The following is a 19300-nucleotide window of genomic DNA, read 5'->3' as shown; positions in this document are numbered from 1 at the left end:
TGAGGAAGGAATCATGACGTACTTCAAGAAGATCTCCGATTGTCAAACGTACTTAGGGCACGACTCCGAGTTCCACTATGACTTCAACGCTAACAGCGGTGGTGGACAAGCGTTTCTGGGTGGGAAGATCGTCGATGCAGCTGGAGTGTCCGCATCATCGAGCGAACTTGAGGGTCGTACTGTTGGCTTCGCTATTCGGTTCCGAGATCAGCTAATCGACCTCAGTAACAATGGCGGCGGCTCATATGAAATATTTCCACGAGGTGCCGGTAGCCAGAGCATGAAACTCGGCGTGCAGGGGAAAGTAAACCCAAACCTCCTCATAGCCGCAGCACTGATGCTTCCCAAAACATGCGGGCGCAACATGGCGGTATCCATCATGGTCTCGCCGCTCACTACGGAAAACTACTGGCTTCGTTCGATGTGGCTTGACGTTGATCGTGGCAAAACGAACACGGTAACTTTTATACCGAAAGACTTCGTTTTCGAGGGCGGACTTTCGAAGAGGCAGGGCGTGACCTCCCAAAGGGATACAGTGGAAGGCAATCAGCAATTCTTCAAGCTCGATTACTTGCGCAGAATCGAGGACATCGTCTCTCTAGCCGATGAAGTCAACCTGCCTATCTATGCTCGTGAGACCTTGGGTTACTACCGCGATATCTACCTCGGCAACGAGGCATTCGACTACGAGAGCGGTGCCGGAAAGATCCAAGAGCTCATGGGCAAGCTGTCGTTGGACTACAGCGATGCCTACTCTGGGTACAGTGATCCCCTCGTCTTTCTCATGGAGCTATGTGGGCGAGATGATGACTCCTTGCGCGTCCCTGTGGAGAAGTCCCTTGACATTCACGAGCCACGCAACCTCATCTTCTTTGGTGCCCCGGGCACGGGCAAGTCATACGAGCTGAACAAGCTCGCCATTGGCACCGACGAGGAGCTGGGATGCTTCGACCAGGCGAATATAACGCGAGTTACCTTCCACTACGATTATACTTATGCTCAATTTGTTGGCTGCTTTAAGCCCTACTCCGCCGTAAAGGAGCAGGGCGGGGATGATGCTGCGAGCAAGATAGAGGAGGAAATCACCTACCGCTTCGTGCCGGGACCGTTTCTGGAAACCTATATCAAGGCCGTTCAGAACCCCGGTACTAACTATCTGCTCATTATTGAGGAGATCAACCGTGCAAACCTTACCGCGACGTTCGGCGACATTTTTCAGTTGCTTGACCGCAAGGAAGGCGGCATGAGCGAATACGAAATCGCTGTGCCCATAGAGATGCGCAGCTATCTCAAGGCCTTTCTGCCGGAATATGCGACCAACGCGCACATAAGCAACCCGGCAAAATTGTTCTCTGAGCGGTTACGGTTGAAGGAGGAGTGCGAACGACTCTGCCTGCCTCCCAACATGTATATCTGGGCAACCATGAATAGCGCCGACCAAGGTGTGTTCCCGATGGATACGGCATTCAAGCGTCGTTGGGACTTCCGTTACATGGATATCGATGCGGGCAGTTCTGTCATTGCGCAATATTGCGTACCCGTAGCGGGGCACTCGCATCCTGTGAGCTGGGACAAGTTTCGTCGCGGGATCAATAACGTGCTTCTCAGCGCGGGCGTGAACGAGGACAAGTTGCTCGGCCCCTTCTTCATCCCGCCTTTCCGTCTCAAGGACGCCGAGCGCTTTACCGAGACATTCCAGGACAAGGTGCTGCTCTACCTCTTCGAGGATGCAGCCAAGACGAAGAAGTCGAAGGTGTTCAAGCGCGACGGGACGTTCACCTACTCTCAGGTGTGCGCCGACTTTCGCGAGAAGGGCGAGTTTGCCTTCAACTGGAAGGACGAACCTCTCTCTTCCGAAGGACTGCATGACCAAGTGACGGAGGATGCCGACATCGTCGACGCCGAGGAGTAGGCTGATGCAGACGGTCTACGTTCGCGAGCTATCCTTCCATTCCCCACAGAGTTTGTCGAGATTACTCTCGATTGACGCCACTGCTACGCAGCGGCTCATCGAACGGCTCTGTGCGCACGGGGTGCTTAAACTGAGCACGGACAACGACGGCGAAGAGTACGACGCCGACTTCGGGGATGACGTACGCGGAAAGTATCAGTTCGCCTATGTCGGTCTTGCTATGGTGGATGACCTCTGCTTCATCGTATATCCGAAGTATCTACCCTTGGCAGATGCGCATGATCCCGGTGAAGACGCGAAGGCGGCAATGCGGCAGATTTTCCGCGTGCTACGCAAGAGAGGTGGCAGCTACTCGCAGATTGCAGCTATGACCGAGGAGGGGTTGCGGGCTAATGACCGTCTTGCGCTAATGCTTGCGTTGCTTGAGTATTACGACGAGTATGGCGTTTACTCGAATTACGTACGCACCCTTGCAGACAATGGTCCTGGCAACATCAATTGGGAGCGTACTATCAACGCTAACCTCCCATATCTGACCAGCGGCAGGCCGATATACATGCAATACAAAACCGACGAGAGCGACCAAGATGCCGCAGACTTCGTCATGCGGCTACATCAGTGCGTGTTGACCAGGTGTTCAGCGTTCATGCAAGACAGCGGGCTCGCAGATCTCCTCGCGCTCGATGAGGTGTGGCTATCTGACGCCGAAGTAGGGGATTTCGGAGACGCTGACTTCATCATATACTGTCTGCAACAGGAGCGTGCCGTTCAGTACGTGACATGGAAGCAGGATGTCATCGACCTTCTGCTGCGCTATGTGGGCGAGGGTGACTCAACAGTGCAGCTTGATGCACCGCTATGCCTCGGATCATCATCCTTCTATCACGTCTGGGAAGCAGCGTGCAAAGTGGCCTTCAATGACGTTCTCGGTAAGAGGATTGGCGATCTTGGTCTTGATCTTGCGAAAGATTGGGCTGCTAGGAAGAACGAGACGGTGCTTGGAATCATACCGAGGCCAAAATGGTCCTCAGCATACGGTGTTCCTTATGGGGAAGTCCTGACTCTGATTCCGGATACGGTGCTGCTAGCGCATGACGCTGAGGGGAGAAGCGTCTTCGCAATATTGGATGCAAAATACTACACGCCCATGCTCGGTGATAAGGTGACGGGGGCGCCTGGCGTCGAATCGGTGACGAAGCAGTTCCTCTACCAGGCCGCATATCGCAAGTTCATAGAGGATAACGGCTTCGACTCTGTGGTCAATGCGTTCATCGCGCCGACATCGGAGGGCAGCATCCAGCACTCGGGACGCGTAAGCTTCCCCATGGTCATACCTGAGGAGAAGGAGCCGCTCTCCAATGTTGTCGAGCTGTTCAAGATTCCCGCAACGCGAGTTTTCGACGCCTACTTGTCTGATTCATCACTCGATAGCGCCAGTCTGCTTACGATCATCGGGTAAGCCGGCTGCTGGTGATAACCCTTCGACGATTACCCACGTCCGGAATCTGGTGCCGATAGGATATAGATGCATGGTGTCGACATCTGCACCGGGGAATGCCAGGATTATCTGGGCCGTACGTCGTGGTGAACGTATCGCCTCAGAGGCGTATACGAGGCCGTCATCGAATTCTGGCAGCAATGCTGTCATGCGCTCAATTTCGGATTTCTCAAAGTAAGGGCATATCCAGCCATTCCAGTGGTCATCCCGGTCGAGATAGGCACGGTGGTTGCATTCTGGTCGGTGTTCGAGATTGACAATCGCAACATGTTCACAATGGTGCATAGCTCTACGTCCTGTCCGTGCATATTACCTTGAGTGCCGGGACTGTTCTAAACCCGACGAGGAGTCGCGTTTGCCGCCAGAGATAACATTTATAGGCGGATGGAAAGCAAGGCTTTGGATAAGCTGGAACGGGATATTCGTAGCGTTGGCAATTTCAAAGACGTTGCCAGAGCTATCCTTCTCAAGATCCAAAACCTTGTCTGCAATCTGAGAGCGCTCCGACTCTATGACGTTAGGCTCTTTTGTCTTCATGTCTCGTGTGCCCAATTTCTTGCATAGACCATGATATTGCTAATCGCTCACAAGATTCAGTATGTGCGACAAATGAGGTCGCAAATGTCGACACCTTCCAGAACTGCTTGGCCCTCATGACATTACTGAGTGACAGCCCTCGCGGCTCTTCAAGCGGAAGCCGCGGCTTGGCATGAGAAATGCGGAGGCAAGTGCATTTGCCTCCTTCTCGACATCGCACGTCCCCAAACGATCGAAACGCTGGGCACCTCTGAGAAATTCTTTGCGCGCCAATCCTTCATGCTCAGACAATCGCGGAGGCTTCCGGTCGCGCAGAGACAGGGTTCAAGCCCGCGTCCGTTCAAGGGCGAGAAGTCAGGCATGCAGATGACGTAAGGGTCGTAGACAGCCGCCACTACTTCATGAATCAGGTCAACGCTGGGATCGGGTGAGGTGGAGATAGGCTTGTCATCGACAGAGGAATCTTCGCTTGCAGTTTGTGCGGTATTATTCATGTATGGGCGCGATGCTCTCCTTAGTTCCAAAATGTAACCAAATTTTTCGGTCACGTTTTGGAACTAGTCAAGTGGCAATGCAAGAGCGGTTTCTAAAGATGGTCCGTCAGCACGCCATCGTTGCTCTTCAGCACAATGTGAACGCCGAAATACTTCTCTGCCGCATCGGTGTGATCGACCACGATAATGGCTTTACCTTTTTCTCACAATGCATCTAGGTACTTAGCCACTTGAAAAATTCCCTCATTACTAAGCCCTCTAAACGGCTCATCAACACCGATGAACTTCGATGTTGTCCCCATAGCCGTAAGCAGCTTAATTCTTATGTTCTCGCCACCCGACAGCGACTCCGATGGCTGACCAAGTACGAGGTGCCCAAGCATGAGCCTGGAGGCGACAATCAGCGGTTTGGCTATGCGATCGTCTTTGCCCTTGAAGAACTCGGCTGCTTCGTCGATGGTCATCCTCCACGCGTCAAGCATTGTCTTTCCATCGAGCGAGTGCTTGGCCAGCAGCTTGTGGAAGCCCGTGCCGCCGCATCCCCCCGCATTCAATGCGCGACTTGAAACATCATCGCCATACTCTAGATAGCCTGCGCCCGAGCAAACTGGCAGGCGCCGTTGCACCCAAACTGGTTGGTGAAGAATTCCTGTCCTTCTCGTGCTTCGCCGCAAACGGTCCTGTTGTGCGTACGAAGATGCCGAGCAGCGTGGCGGCATGGGAATACTTATTGCCCGCGAGGGGCTTCTGGTCGATGCGGAGGTAACGATCGAAGTGCTGCGGCAAATATTCACGAAGCAGGGTCGATTTGCCTACCCCCGATGTTCCCGACAAGAGATTGAGGGAGCCTTCCCCTATGCTGACGTCGATGCCTGTGAAGTTGTACGCATGGTTTCTTGATGTTAGATGGACCATGCGATTCGGTTGGCCGGCGGCAACGTCGAGACTTCTCCTCTGGCGATCTAGAAACGCATCAGCATCTATCAGCTTCCCGCCGTTCCTGCCGCCGCCCTCGCCCAGGGCAATGATGTTCTGCGCGCGGTCGACGAACATCTCGCTGTGGTTCACGACTACTATCGTGTGCCTGGAAGCAAGTCCCACGATATTTTCGAACACCGAATCGCGCTCTTCTCCGGAAAGCCCCGCGAGTGGCTCATCTAGCACGACGAGCATGTCCGACAGCTGCGCGTTGAAGAGCTGCACCATTCTCAATCTCTGCAACTCTCCACCCGAAAGTGTCGGTATCGAGCGGTTTAGGTTGAGATGTCCCGAATTGAGCTCCACTGCCTTCGAAAGAAAGGCATGTATTATGCCCTTGATGGCAAACGCCACGCCTGAGGAGCCACCATCATCTCTGATTTGCTCCACATGCTTTACGAGCTCGCCGAATGGCAGCGCCATGAATTCGCCTATGGACAAGCCCTCAACCTTGTAATCATCAAAAAACAGAGCAAATCTTTCCCCGTGGCAGCTCTCGCATGCGACATCGCTATAGAGCTTCTTCGAGGGATCGAATCCGACCATCATCGGCTCGCCAGTCATTACGCCATAGAACTTCATGGTTCTGCGCGAATGCGCGCCAGCCTTCTTGTAGCGGATTGAGAATTTGTTCGCACTCTCACCGTACAGGAATTCGCGTCGGTCGCTATCAGACAGCTCCCTGAGTGTCTTGCTTGATTCTATTTTCCGCTCGTTGCAGAACTCTTGGATCATTTGGAGTTATTGATCATGATACAGGGAAAAATGCAGGTCAAAAGACTACATACGATTCTCCTTATCAATCTGATTACGATGAACGCATACCCTTATTCGCTCATAGCCCGGAGGCCGTAGGTTCAAACCCCGCTCTCGTGACCATGAACCTAACAGGGAGGGACACATGTCCCAACCTTTTTAGGATCCGTCGCATCGCGTGATGCGATATCGTTCGGCTCATAATACTGTCTTTCGGAGCGCCCACCCTGTCTGATGCGCATAGTGTTCAAAACCGAGTAGGTCTATCCTTGTTGAACAGGTATACTGATCCTGTGGACACGATAGGTTCGTGGTACGCAGAATCGATAAACGAGGTGATGGAGATGGGTCGAAACAAGAAAGCGTCGAATCCGTCCCAGAAAAAACTCGTGAAATATTTCACATACGCGGCCAAAGATGTCGGACAAGCCAGCGAAGAAGCGGTCATCCAGAACAAGTGCTATCCCAATGGTCAGGCGTTCTATTCGCTGCTTTGGTATTTTGAACACTGCATCGAACGCGATCTTGACCCAAAATCGCCATGCTTCAACCCCCTGCTGGATGCATATCTGAACGGCGATATCTCCGCAATCATTAATCCGCCGAGAATCGACGATGCGCAACGCGCGGAAGAACGGCGTCTGCTGGACACCATGTTTCCCCAAAGCGAGTATCCGTTGAACCCGCGTCAGATCGAGGCGGTGCATAAGGCGCTGCATTTCCCCTTCTCAATTATTAAGGGCCCTCCTGGAACCGGGAAGACCGAAACCATCTTGCGCATAGCCGCGCTGGCCGTGGCCAAAGGCCAAAACGTGGCCGTTGTTTCCACGAACAAAGCGGCAGTGGAGAACGTCGACCAGAAACTTGAAAGAGAGGCTTTGCGGTTTTACGGGCCTCCGTCCTTCGACCTGCTCTCCCTCCATGAGACGAACGACCTTGCTTTCGCTGCGGCGTGCAAGCATGCGAGCCTGGGCGACAAGAAAAAGCGTGCGAAAGCGGAAGATCCTGTGACCAGCGCGTGGCTCGCTTTTGATGCGGAGACAAACCACGGTATCCATGTATTCGCCGACGGCGAGAGCATGTCCGGCTGGGAGCAGAACAAACTGCATGGAGAATTTACCGCCAAGCATCCTCTCGTCACCAGCACCGTTCATTCGCTCAAAAAATGCTTCGCCGATGGAGATGTCGAAAAGTACGACTTAGTAATAATGGATGAGGCGTCGCAGACGAATCTCATAGTTGGAATCGTGGCGATGAGTTGTGCGAAACGCATGGTGCTCGTGGGCGATGAGGAACAGTTGCCGCCGGTGATCACTGAAGTGCACCAAGAAGCCATGAGCACCTACGCCAAACGCAAAAAGCTGTTCAAGAAGGGCGGCGCATCGCCTTACGATATAAGTCGAGACGGCCTCAGCTTTCTTACCTCGTGCTATGAGGTGTTTAGCGATCGCAGTCCTGTTCTCATGACCATGCTGAACGAACATTTTCGTTGCCATCCGGCCATTATCGGATTTTGCAATCAGGAAGTGTACGGTGGCGAATTGGTCATCAAGTCGCATCCGAAAAACCTGGCGACGCCCTGTCCTATCCGTATTTGTTGGTACGAAGGGGACTACCGCGAAGGGGTTTGGCCTCCCAAAGCTCCGCCGGAAGAAAACCCGAATCAAAAGCAGCGGTCCACCTATGTGAACCGTAAGCAACTGCTTATCCTGGAACAAGAAGAGGCTGCGCATCTTCAAGATCTTGCGCATGCTGGAAAGTCTATCTGTATACTCTCGCCTTTCCGTGGGCAGATATATGCGCTGATGAATTCTGTGAAATGGATATTGGCCGGCATTGTTCAAGACTCTGATATCGCCCTCGAAACCAGTTATGAGGAAGAGAGCGACTCTCCGAGGGTGTACGACCCCATCTACACGCTGACTATCCATAAGTCCCAAGGCAGGGAGTTCGATTCCGTGTACCTGCTTCCCGTCGAGGATGGCAACTGGGAGTGGCCCTGGTCGCAAGGGCGTCGACTCGTCAACGTCGCGGCCTCGAGGGCAAAAGAGGAGCTTGTCGTTATCCTCTCGACGAAGCTTATGGAGGACGATACGCAATACTGGCTTGCTGGGAGGAACGCGAACGTCACCCAACCGGCGAGAGCAGCCGACGACAAGAACAATCAGGAAATGTACGTCCGTCGCCTTGTCGAATACGTTAGACGCCTTGCTCCGGAGAAAGAGGGACAGTCCGGGTGCGACGCCTACTACGGTTTCCACAAGTCGGTGATCACTTCGGTGTTCGACGAGGTGCCCTTTAGACAAGGGCGAAAGCGGAACAAAGAGTGGGCTCCAGAGTCGTGCATCAAGGAATCTCTGCAGGATTTGAGGGTAGAAGGAGTATCGGTTGCGCAAAACGTTAAACTCGATCAACTCAGCCTGTCAGACGGCGCGCTGGTTAGCGAGGCGTGTGCCGGTCGTTATATCAAATCCGATGAGGCTCATTACGATTTTGTTCTGTACGAATCCCACTCCAAGCACGTTTTGATGGCCATCGAAGTTGATGGCATGCAGCATCGCTTCAAGCGCAAGAGCGGCCGTCCTGATGACTCGCAGCGCGAGCTCGACGAGACGAAGAACGCCGTGGCTAAAGAGGTGTGCGGCGCGGATCTCTGCTGGTTGGGCAAAATTCGCATGGGGTCGCTCGCGACGGAAACGGGAAACGCGGAAGCCATCGAGGGAGAATCTGCGTCGAAAAGTGCACCGAGAAGCGCTTGGCCCAGTTGGAAATGCTTTCCCAGCAAAATCAGCACCGATGCAAACTTCGTGTTTCTGCGTATTCCGTCCGACGGCAGCACGTTTTGGGAAACCGAGGCGCTTCACGAGAAGGCCCTGGCACTTGGCGCCAATAAGGTTATTGCCAACGACTATCTGCCGCCGACCATAGAGGAATATCTCGAAAAGCAGCGGCGGCTTAACACTCAGAACGCCGCCAAAAACTTACTTCGTTATCTCGGCGAAGAGGGTGAACACGTGGCGACGCCGCCCGCGAAGCAGCCTGGACACAATGAGCGAAATGCGTGTAATTCCGGATCCGAGAACGTGTCCATCACCAAATGTCTTGAAGAGTGGCGTCAGGACTCCGCTTTGGCCGAGTTGTTGGTAGACGTGAGCGCTGCGGATATGAACCGGCGTCTTGTGAGTGCTGGGTATCAAGTACTTGAGGACGGCAATTATCGCAAACGAAAGCCGTCGGAACGAGGTAGAAGCATCGGCATTTCCGAATTCTCATCCTCTGACGCCAAGGGTCCGTACATATCTCCGTGCTATTCGGCCGAGGCTCGTGCGTATTTGGCTGCGCATATGCAGGAACTGCTTGAATCATGATCGCGCCGATGCTGAATGCCGGGTTTTCGAACTCGGTCGATTGAGCCTGATCGCGAAGTGCTGTTGCGCTCCTTGAGCGAAAAATGATTATATACTGCAATCTGGATCGTTATTTCGTTGGGGGAGGACCGTCGGCATGGATGGCTATTTATTCTTGGACGTGGAGTGGGCCGATGCAAGGCGTCATATTTGCTCGGTGGCCTATCAACGGACGAACTACGATGGTGACCTTCTCGACAGCCAGTATCACTTGGTGAATCCCCTGTGCGATTTCGATCCGATGACGCAGCGCGTTCACGGGATAACCGAAGAGATGGTGGCGCAGGAACCGACCTTCGACGTCGTGTGGAACCAATCACTTGGCGAATTGGTCGAGTCTCACGTGGTGGTTGCACATTGTGCCAAAACGGCGGATTGTCCCGCCATCTACCGGAGCCTCGAGTACGTCGAAATCGAAATGCCCGAGCTCCTTTACATCGATACCGGCGAGATGGCGAAGCGGGTGCTGGGTGGTCGGAAATACGGGCTGTCGATGTGCTGCGACTACTACGGTATCTCCCTCGATCAGCACCATGACGCCTTGTGCGATACGAATGCTTGTCGAGAATTGTTTTGGAAACTTGCCCAGGAAACCGAGGTGCCCGCTCCGAGGCTTTACGTCTTCGGCGGGGGCAAAAGGTAGGAATAGCAAGGGCCGCCGCGCTCGATGACGCGGCGGCCCTTGCTTGGCGGGGATGTTATAAATCCAATCCCAGCAGGTTGATGGCGTTTTGGCGGCCGATTTGCTCGCGGTCGGCGTAGCTCAGGGGGGTGTTGTCGAACCAGAGGGCGGCTTCGTCGAGGCTCTCGTACGGGGTGTCGGACGAGAACATGACGTGCGACGCGTCGCATTCCATGAGGGTGTTCAGGAACGCTTGCGTGTTGAAGTGACCGCTCGTGGTGACGTACACGTTCTTCTCGAAGTACTCGGTGAGGGGCTTCTTGTGGGCGCCGCAGGGCTTCTGGTTGTTCAGGCGATGCTGCACGCGCGGCAGGCCGAAGGGCAGGCCTTCGCCGAGGTGGCCCATGATGAGCTTGGCCTCGGGCAGCTCGTCGAACAGGCCGCTGCACAGCAGGCGCAGCGCGTGGAGCGCGGTCTCGGCGCCGAAGCCCCAGGCCGAGCCGAGCAGGCCCTCGTACCCCTCGTAGCCGCGCTGCTGGTTCGGGGCGGGGTCGCGGGGGTGCAGGTAGAGCGGCACGTTGAGCTCGACAAGCTTCTGCCAGAAGGGGAAGTTCTGCTTCTCGTCGAGGTACTCGATGTTGTTCTTGTCGTTCTTCATCGTGTAGCCGTTGATGAGCGCGCCGACGAATCCCAGCTCCTTGACGCAGAACTCGAGCTCCTTGCAGGCGGCCTCGGGGTCTTGCAGGGCCACGGCGGCGAACGCGTTGAAGCGCGTCGGGTACTTCTGCACGTAGTTCTCGTAGATCCAGATGTTCATCTCATGCGCGCGCTTCACGGCCTCGTCGGTGTCGAGCACCTCCTGGATACCCGGCTGCGTGAGCGACATGATGAACATCTCCACGCCGTTGCGGTCCATCTCCTTGATGCGGATTTCGGGAGAATGCAGGCGCGCTTTCACGGCCTCGAAGTAGTCCTCCTTGTTGCGAGCCGTCTCGTTCTCGGGGTCGCCGGTTGCGTCCCAGGTGGGGGACTCGTAGTGCTCCTCGAGCGCGATTTTGCCGTGGGTGACTTCCTGGCCGTAGGGCGCCACGTAGTCCTCGATGAATTCGGTGCGAAGTTCGTGCTCCATGGTGGGTGTGCCTCCTTGTGAGTGGATCGATTGCGATGATCCGCATTCTAGCAACGGGATTTTCGGACCGGTATCTGCAAAATCACACAGATTGTACGAATTCGGACAGATGTAGTAAAATTGGTTGAGAATGCACGAGGAGGGGATCATGGACCGCACGAACGATATGCGGAAGGCTCGCAGCCGGCAGTATATGACGGACGCGCTGCTCGACCTGATGCGCGAGAAGGACTTCGAAAGCATCTCGGTCAACGAGATTGTGAAGCGGGCGCGCGTGTCGCGCAGCACCTTCTACTTCCAGTTCGAGGACAAGTACTGCTTCCTCAACCAGATCATCGACGACGTGCTGGGCGACCTGCGCCGCGCCGCGAACCCGTCCGAGCAGCTGGAGAAGGGCCTCGAGTGGGAGAGCCACGCGTACTACCAGCGGCACTTCGAGTACATCTACGATCACGCGCACTTCTTCCAGACGATGCTGGGCGAGCACGGCGCTCCGCTGTTCAACAAGAAGTTCGAAGAGAGCGCCTACGCCACGTACCAGGACATCTTCCGCAAGGTGCAGGCGGACAGCATGGGCGCGCCCCTCGACTACTTCATCCAGTACATCATCTCGGCTCATATCGGCATCACGGTGAAGTGGATCAACGGCGGCCTGCGCGAGCCTCCCGCCGCGATGGCCGAGCTGCTGACGAAGCTCACGTTCCACGGCCTGCTGCACGGCTTGAACATGGACGAACAGGTGCGCCTGCCGCAGTAACGCCCGCTCTCGCGGCGACCCGGCGCCTCCTTCCTACGCATATTACCCTAAGGAAATACGCGCTTTGCGTACTTACGAACGACCCTGCAAGTTGGGATGATGAGCACGTCGGGGGTTCGGTTCGATACAAGGGGATGCTGCATGAGCGACGGCAAAGATGGCAGTGATCGACGTTTATCGGCGTACCGTTGGGTGATCCTGCTTGTTGCCTGCGCGCTCATCTTCATGACGAACTACCTGCAATTCCAAGTGTCGTCGCTCGCGCCGCTCATCGTGGTGCGCTTCGGGCTCGACTCGGTGGAACTGTCCAGCCTGCTGCTGGCGCCGCTGCTGTCGGGCGTGTTCCTAAGCATCCCCGGCGGGGTGCTGTGCGACCGTTTCGGCCCGCGCGTGGTGGTGGCCGTTGCCACGGCGGTGTCGGTGGCGGCCGGGTTCGCGCGGGTGGGGGCGGGGGACTACTCGTCGCTGTTCTGCGCGATGCTGCTGCTGGGATGCTGCCCGGCCGTGTTGCAGGCATCGCTCATCAAGCTGTTCTGCATCTGGTTCAAAGGAGCCAGCAACCTGGCCATGGGCCTCTACTTCGCCAGCGCGTCGGTGGGCATCGCGTGCGCGCAGGCCACGTCGAACCTGTTTCCCACCATGGACGCGGCGTTCTTCGCGCCCTCGGTGCTGTTTCTGCTGTGCGGCGTGGCCTGGGCGCTGTTCGCGCGCGACGTGCCCGAAGGCGAGGCACCGCCCGAGGGCGAGCGCATCGTGCGCTACCTGAAAACCGCCGCCACCAGCAAAAACGTCTGGCTCATCGCGCTGGCCGTGGGGTTGGGCATGGCCACGTCCACCGCGTACATGGGGCTGTTCCCGCAAGCGCTGTACGAGGTGCACGGCCTTGATCCGGAAGCGGCCGGCGTGACGGCGGCCGTGCTGTCGTTGGGCTCGATAGCCGGCTCGGTGCTGGGTCCGCTTGCGTGCCGGCGGCTTGGCAGCGTCAAGGGCATGCTGGCGGCCATCGTGCTGTTGGGCGGCGTGGCGAAGCTGGTGAGCTGGATGCTGTTCGGCGGCGAGGGCGTTTGGGTGTTGCTGCTGGTGAACGGCGCGCTGGGCTCGGCGGCGGGGCCGGTGCTCGAGGCGCTTCCCGGAGCGTTTCCCGAGATCGGGCACAAGTACGCCGGCTCGGCCGGCGGCCTCGTGGGCAGCGTGAGCCTGGCCATCAGCTACGCGCTTCCGCTTGCCGTGTCGGGCGTGGCCGGCGCGGACTACTCGCTCAACCTCATCCTGGAATCGCTCTGTTTCGCCGTGGCCGTGGTGCCCATCGCCCTGTTGTCGAAGCCGCGCGAGACGCCCTGCACCCGCTAGCGAACGCGCATGTGCTTGCGCGCGAACATCGCCAGTTCGAGGCGGCTTTTCGCACCCGCTTTCTTGTAGAGATTCTCCAGATGCTTGCGCGTGGTGGCGGGGCTGATGCACAGATCTTCGCTGATTTCGCCGTTGCTTTTACCCTGCAATAGGCAGGACAGCACCTCGCCCTCGCGCGCCGTGATGCTGTGGTCCTGCAAAAACTTCTCGAAGTCGCGTTGGCTGCCGTCGGACAGGCGATGCTGCGTGAGGCGCTCGGTGATGTGCGGCTCGAGCACTTCCAGGATGAACACTTCCTTGTCGCTGAAGTCGACGAGCTTGCGGTTGAGGTTGAGGGACCCGAGCGGCCCCTTCGCGCAGGCGAAGGTGCAGGTGAGCACGTTGCGTCCACCGAGAAAGTCCGCGTAGTACGCAGACGATTGCTTCTCTTCCTTCGTTACGAAGTCGCTTTCGCGGATGACGCGCGACTCGTCGGTGGGAACGAGCTCGCGAATCTTGTCGTCCTTCCACGCCGTTTCGAGGTACTCATCGAGACGCCCCTCCTCGCAGTCGATGCCGATGGGCGATGCGAAGAAGTTGGGCGTGGTGGACACCTTCGACAGATCGGTGAGGAAGAACGCAGCCGATTCGTAGGGGATGAGGATGCGCAGCTGCTCGAGGATGGTACGGCGAAACGCGTAGTCCTCGTTGAGGCGGTTTGCCAGGCCGATGATCTTGATGAGCTGCAGCCATTCGCCGTCGGTGAGCAGGTTGAACGACGTCGCGGATTGTTCGTCTGACATGGCCCCTCTTTACCCCGTACCCCGAAGAATGTGTGGAAGGCGCGCGGCACGCACCCGCTGCCATGGGGGCATTATAGCCCGAAACCCCTCCCGACACCGCGGCAACCGCCCGTAACGCGTATTCTTTCTCGCGGGAAAAGCTGACGTTTCCGCTGGTAAATAGCGTGTTGCTACCATCGTCTACCCCTTTTTGCGTAGAAAGATACGAAGTTCAGTCGATGGTGGGCGCTGAAGCCAGTCCCTATACTTCCTGGTGATGCCGGCGTATCAACTATTGCATTCACATCGAATAAGGAGGGGAAATCATGGAATCGCGTACGTTGTCCTCGTATCGTTGGGTGGTACTGCTTGTTTCGTGCCTCATCATCTTCATCGCGGACTACATTCAATTCCAGCTTTCCGCATTGGCCACCGAAATCATGCCCGCGCTGGGTATCGACGTGGCTCAGTTCTCTGCTCTGCTGCTCGCGCCGCTGCTGGCGGGCGTGTTCGTGTCCATCCCGGGCGGCTCGCTTGCCGACAAGTTCGGCGCGAAGATCGTCGTGGGCGTGGCGACGGCAATCTCGGTAGTGCTCGCCTTCGGCCGTCTCGTGGCGGGCGACTTCACCGTCATGCTCATCATGATGCTGGGCACCGGCATCGCGCCGTCCGTGCTGCAAGCCGCCACCATCAAGCTGTTCGGCGCGTGGTTCGAGGACAAGATGGATTTCGCCATGGGCATCTACTTCGCGGCCGCTTGCTGCGGCATCGCGGCCGGCCTGGCGACGTCCGCCTTCTTCCCGAGCGTGCAGGATGCCTACCTGTGGTCGTCCATCGCGTTCGCTGCGATCCTCGTGCTGTGGTTCGTGCTGGCGAAGAATCAGCCGAAGGGCGCTGAGGTTCCGCCGTCTGAGCCGGTCATGCAGTACTTCGGCGTGGCTATCAAGAACAAGTTCGTGTGGCTCATCGCCATCGCGACGGGCTTGGGCATGGCCACCGCCACGAACTACTCCGGCATTCTGCCGCAGGCTATGGTTGAAATGCGCGGCGTGGACATCATGGCTGCCAACAACATGGCGGCGTTCCTCACCATCGTGTCCATCTTCGGCTCCATCATCGGCCCGGTGTGGTGCCAGCGCTCCGGCAAGCCGCGCCTCGTGCTGGTCATCATCTGCCTGCTTGGCGGCGTCGTGATGATTGCCAACTGGTTCTCGCCGATCGGCATCATCCTGTGGGTGCTCCTGTTCCTCAACGGCATCTTCTCCGCCGCGTCGGGCCCCATCCTGCAAGCGCTGCCGTTCCAGCTTCCTGAAATCGGCCTCAAGTACGCGGCCTCCGCGGGTGGCGTCATCGGCTCCGTGAGCCTGATCATCTCCTACGTGCTGCCCATCGGCATCGGCATGATCGCCGGCACCGACTACACGCTGAACTTCATCCTGGAGGGCATCTTCTTCGCCGTCGCGTTCATTCCCGTGCTGCTGCTTCCGCGCTCGCTCGACCGCAAGCGCAAGGCCGGCGCGCCCGAAGAGCTTGAAGGGAGCGAAGCGTAATGGTTGCCGATCGCATTCTGTTGTCCGAGGCGGTGTTCACGGGCAACACGCTGGAACCGTTCGCGGGAGGCGTGGCCATTGCGGGAAACCGCGTGCTGGCCGCGGGCTCGAAGGACGAGGTTATGGCGCTGGCCGGCCCCGATACCCTCGTGGAGGACTACGGCGCGCGCTTGATTGCCCCCGGATTCAACGACTCGCACCTGCACTTCGCCTCGGCGGCGGCGCTGAACGACCCCGACTTTTGCGTGAACCTGATGGGGTGCACGAGCGAGCGGGAGTGCGCCGAGCGCGTGCGCGCCTTCTGTGAGGCGCACCCGCACAACGAGTGGGTGTACGGCGTGGGCTGGGATACGGCCATGTGGGAGCAGCACGAAACCCCCAGCCGCGAATCGCTCGATTGCTTCGCGCCCGAGCAGCCCATTTGCCTGAGCAGCTTCGATCATCATGCCGCGTGGGTGAACGGCGCGGCGCTGGCGAAAGCGGGCATCACGGCCGAAACGCCGCAGCCCGAAGGTGGCGAAATCGTGCGCGACGCTTCGGGGCGTCCCACGGGCCTGCTGCTGGGGCAGCCGGCATCGACGCAGGTGTCCGACCTCGCGCTGCTGGTGAAGGGCCTGAAGGGCTCCATCCTGCGCCTGCTCGACGTGTTCCGCGGGCTGGGCATCACGGCCGTGGGCGACATGTTCCCGCGCGATTTGTCGAACGACGACATCTACGACACGTATCGGCAGATCGAGGACGAAGGCGACCTGAGCTGCCGCATCACGTTCTTCCCGTCGCTGCTGGAAATCCCCGAAGCGCTGGAGATGAAGACGTCGTTCGCGAGCGATCGTTTGCGCGTGGGAGGCGTGAAGCAGGTGCTCGACGGCGTGGTTGAGGCTCAGACGGCGTTCATGCTGGAGCCGTACGAGGGCACCGATCATCGTGGCGAGACGAACCTGCCGCCTGCGCAGTTCAAGGAGCTTGTGCGCGCGGCCGACGCGGCGGGGCTTGCCGTGCGCGTGCACTGCATCGGCGATGCGGCGGCGCGTCTGGCGCTCGACGCGCACGAGGAGGCGCAGCGGGCGAACGGCCGCAAGGAGCTGCATCACTGCCTCGAGCACATCGAGACCATCGTCGACGAGGACATCGAGCGCATGGCCGCCCTCGGCGTGGGCGCGAGCGTGCAGCCGCTCCATGCGACGTTCGGTTCGTCCACGGGCTTCTACGACGTGTGCATCGGGGCCGACCGCGCGTCGCGCTGCTGGCGCTTCCGCACCGTGCGTGACGCGGGCGTCCCCCTGGGATTGTCCACCGACTTCCCGGCGGCCCCCATGGTGGAGCCGTTGCAGGTGCTGTACGCCGCGGTGGCGCGCTGCATGCCCGACGGCGAGCCGGCCGAGGGCTTCCATCGCGAGTACGCGCTGGCCTTGGGCGAAGCGCTGCAGTGCATGACGCAGGGCTCGGCCTGGGTTGAAAGCTTCGACCACGAGCTGGGCACGCTCGAGCCCGGCAAGCTGGCCGACCTTGTGGTGATCGACCGCAACCTGTTCGCGCTCGACAGCCTGCACGACATCGTGGAGGCTTCGGTGGTGCTCACCGTCGTCGGAGGCGAAACCGTGTTCGAGCGATAGCGTTCCCAAAAATGATCCGGGGGCGGGGAGGGACGCGATAGGCGACCCTTCCCGCCTCGTCTCGTTCAACCCTTGTTGGTCATGCTGTGCTATGCTCTTCTGCCCAGAATTGGTCACATAAAGCGCCCGAAGTGGGCGCGACCTCCCTGCACAAAAAGCCCCCAGCGCGGGCTGGGGGCTTGATCGTCGCGGGCCGGAGGGAGGGGAGGCCGGGGCGACGCGGGTTGGTTGGCGGGCGGGGTTAGGCGGTTTGCTCCTTGGCGGCGTTCTGACCGGCGATGCGGCCGTTCACCAGGCAGTCGGCCGTGGCGCACGAGCCCAGGCGGCACGCGCCGTGGATGCCGCCGACCGCTTCGCCCGCGGCGTACAGGCCGGGGATCACCTGCAGGTCCATGTCGAGCACCTTGCAGTCCACGTCGGTCTTGACGCCGCCCATGCAGTGGTGCACCTTCGGCCACAGGCGCACGCCGTAGAAGGGGGCCTCGTCGATGGTCTGAGCGTCATCGGGGATGGGCTTCTTGAAGTCTTCGTCCACCTTGTTCGTGACGAAGGTGTTGTAGCGCGCGATCTCTTCCTTCACCGCATCCACCGGCATGCCGTAGTGCTCGGCCGCCTCTTCGATGGACGCGAATTCCAGCGTGATGCCGGCCTTCAGGGCACCTTCGAGGCCGCTGCCGCCGTCGTACAGGGCCTTCTTGCAGGTGATTTGCACGCAGGGCTGGCCCGTTTCCAGGATGGCGTCGGCGTAGCGCTTGCGGTCGGTGAGCTCGTTCACGATGCGCTTGCCCGTGGCGACGTCAAGCGTGGGCGCGTAGCTGGCCTGGCCGTCGGTGTAGAACGCGGCCACGCCGTAGCCCGGCTCGTCGGGGCTCATGAAGGGCAGCAGCTGAATCCAGTCGTTGTGCACGGTCATCGCGCCGGCGGCCACCGAAGCGCGCAGGCCCTCGGCCGTGGCGCCCTCCTGGTTCGTGCAGTCGACGGACTCGTCGAGACGCGGGTCCTGCGCCTGGCGGAAGGCCAGGTCGCGCCCGAAGCCGCCGTTCGTCAGCACCACGGCCTTCTTGGCGCGGATGGCCACGGGCGTGCCGCTATCCACGTCGTTGCCGCTGGGTTTGTCGTGCACGATGGCGCCAATCACGCGACCGTTTTCATCCTTCACCAGGTCGGTGAGCATGCGCTTCGTCTCAACCTCGACGCCCATCTCCTTGAGCTTCTCGGCGAAGGGGCCCGTGACGTTCGCGCCGCCGCCGGCACCCTGCGCGATGGAGCGCATGACGGTGTGGCCGCCGTACGGGTACAGAAAATGCTCGCCGTCGTCGTTCACGTCCCAGGTCGCGCCCATTTCCATGGTCCACTCCCACGTTTCGTTCGACTTCTCGGCAATGACGCGGCACTTGTCCTTGTCGTTGAGGTACAGGCCGGCCACGAGCATGTCGTCCACGTACTGGTCGACGGAGTCCTGCACGCCTTCGCGCTCCTGCACGCTCGAGTTACACACGGCGAAGTCGCCCGCGGCAAGCGCCGAGTTGCCGCCCACGCGCCCGGTCTTCTCGATCACCTTGACGTCGGCGCCGGCGCTCTTCGCCTCAAGCGCTGCGGCAAGCCCAGTGTAGCCGCTGCCCACGATAAGGACGTCGCACTCTTCGTCCCACTTCGTGTCCGCGCCGTTCGCGGCAGCCGCGGTCTCCTGCTTGCCCTGCGGCGCGCAGCCCGCAAGCCCCAGCGTTGCCATGACGCCGGCCGCTGCCGCGCCGGTGATGAACGAGCGACGCGAAACGCCCGAAACGCCCGAAACGCCCGAAACGCCCGTGGAACCAGTCGATGCCGAAATCTCCCTCATGTGATGCATCCTCCTCGATCGATGATCCGAGCACGTTCCTCCAACGTGCTGCTCTGGAGTTCACCATAGGCGCGGGCGGGGGCGCGCACACCCCAC

General features: G+C 58.8%; 13 protein-coding genes. 8 read left to right on the top strand and 5 right to left on the bottom strand.

The window, feature by feature from the left end:
* The first annotated feature begins 13 nt into the window (after positions 1 to 13).
* Both C1876_RS12820 and C1876_RS12815 read left to right on the top strand, forming a co-directional pair.
* A complete protein-coding gene (locus tag C1876_RS12820) occupies positions 14 to 1912 on the top strand; it encodes an McrB family protein (RefSeq protein WP_114547121.1) in 1899 nt (632 codons plus the stop codon).
* Between the two features lie 4 nt (positions 1913 to 1916).
* Entirely contained in the window at positions 1917 to 3371 is a 1455-nt protein-coding gene (locus C1876_RS12815; protein WP_211309551.1) for an LlaJI family restriction endonuclease, read from the top strand.
* Between the two features lie 1273 nt (positions 3372 to 4644).
* Here the strand turns inward: C1876_RS12815 and C1876_RS12805 are convergent.
* Positions 4645 to 4923: a hypothetical protein gene (locus tag C1876_RS12805; protein WP_114547118.1), complete on the bottom strand. Its 279-nt coding sequence runs from the start codon at positions 4921 to 4923 to the stop codon at positions 4645 to 4647.
* 88 nt (positions 4924 to 5011) lie between these two features.
* Entirely contained in the window at positions 5012 to 6154 is a 1143-nt protein-coding gene (locus C1876_RS12800) for a hypothetical protein (RefSeq protein WP_114547117.1), read from the bottom strand.
* Positions 6155 to 6519: 365 nt separating this feature from the next.
* Here C1876_RS12800 and C1876_RS12795 point away from each other — a divergent pair, with 365 nt between their 5' ends.
* On the top strand, positions 6520 to 9543 hold the full coding sequence (locus C1876_RS12795; protein WP_211309550.1) for a DEAD/DEAH box helicase: 3024 nt from the start codon (positions 6520 to 6522) through the stop codon (positions 9541 to 9543).
* A 136-nt stretch (positions 9544 to 9679) separates the two neighbouring features.
* Complete coding sequence (locus C1876_RS12790) at positions 9680 to 10225, top strand: 3'-5' exonuclease (RefSeq protein WP_114547115.1); 546 nt, start codon at positions 9680 to 9682, stop codon at positions 10223 to 10225.
* A gap of 55 nt (positions 10226 to 10280) precedes the next feature.
* Here C1876_RS12790 and C1876_RS12785 read toward each other — a convergent pair whose 3' ends face one another.
* On the bottom strand, positions 10281 to 11333 hold the full coding sequence (locus C1876_RS12785) for an amidohydrolase family protein (RefSeq protein WP_114547114.1): 1053 nt from the start codon (positions 11331 to 11333) through the stop codon (positions 10281 to 10283).
* A 148-nt stretch (positions 11334 to 11481) separates the two neighbouring features.
* On the opposite strand from C1876_RS12785, the gene C1876_RS12780 reads away from it, so the two are divergent.
* Entirely contained in the window at positions 11482 to 12090 is a 609-nt protein-coding gene (locus tag C1876_RS12780) for a TetR/AcrR family transcriptional regulator (RefSeq protein WP_158544691.1), read from the top strand.
* Between the two features lie 141 nt (positions 12091 to 12231).
* On the top strand, positions 12232 to 13440 hold the full coding sequence (locus C1876_RS12775) for an MFS transporter (protein ID WP_158544690.1): 1209 nt from the start codon (positions 12232 to 12234) through the stop codon (positions 13438 to 13440).
* On the opposite strand, the gene C1876_RS12770 is transcribed toward C1876_RS12775, so the two are convergent.
* Positions 13437 to 14222 carry a response regulator transcription factor gene (locus C1876_RS12770; protein WP_114547111.1) on the bottom strand — a complete coding sequence of 262 codons (786 nt, stop codon included), beginning with the start codon at positions 14220 to 14222 and terminating at the stop codon, positions 13437 to 13439. The genes C1876_RS12775 and C1876_RS12770 overlap by 4 nt on opposite strands.
* Before the next feature lie 305 nt (positions 14223 to 14527).
* Between C1876_RS12770 and C1876_RS12765 the strand changes: the two genes are divergently transcribed.
* Positions 14528 to 15751 (top strand): MFS transporter, encoded by a 1224-nt coding sequence (locus tag C1876_RS12765; RefSeq protein ID WP_114547110.1) that lies wholly within the window; start codon positions 14528 to 14530, stop codon positions 15749 to 15751.
* Positions 15751 to 17364: an amidohydrolase gene (locus tag C1876_RS12760; RefSeq protein ID WP_114547109.1), complete on the top strand. Its 1614-nt coding sequence runs from the start codon at positions 15751 to 15753 to the stop codon at positions 17362 to 17364. The genes C1876_RS12765 and C1876_RS12760 overlap by 1 nt, the downstream gene beginning before the upstream one ends.
* Positions 17365 to 17605: 241 nt before the next feature.
* Here C1876_RS12760 and C1876_RS12755 read toward each other — a convergent pair whose 3' ends face one another.
* Positions 17606 to 19204 carry a flavocytochrome c gene (locus tag C1876_RS12755; RefSeq protein WP_114547108.1) on the bottom strand — a complete coding sequence of 533 codons (1599 nt, stop codon included), beginning with the start codon at positions 19202 to 19204 and terminating at the stop codon, positions 17606 to 17608.
* Positions 19205 to 19300: the final 96 nt, after the last annotated feature.

The organism is Eggerthella sinensis (assembly GCF_003339815.1).
GTDB lineage: Bacteria > Actinomycetota > Coriobacteriia > Coriobacteriales > Eggerthellaceae > Eggerthella > Eggerthella sinensis.
Note: the sequence above shows the minus strand (reverse complement) of the source record. Positions and strands in the feature narration are given on the sequence as shown.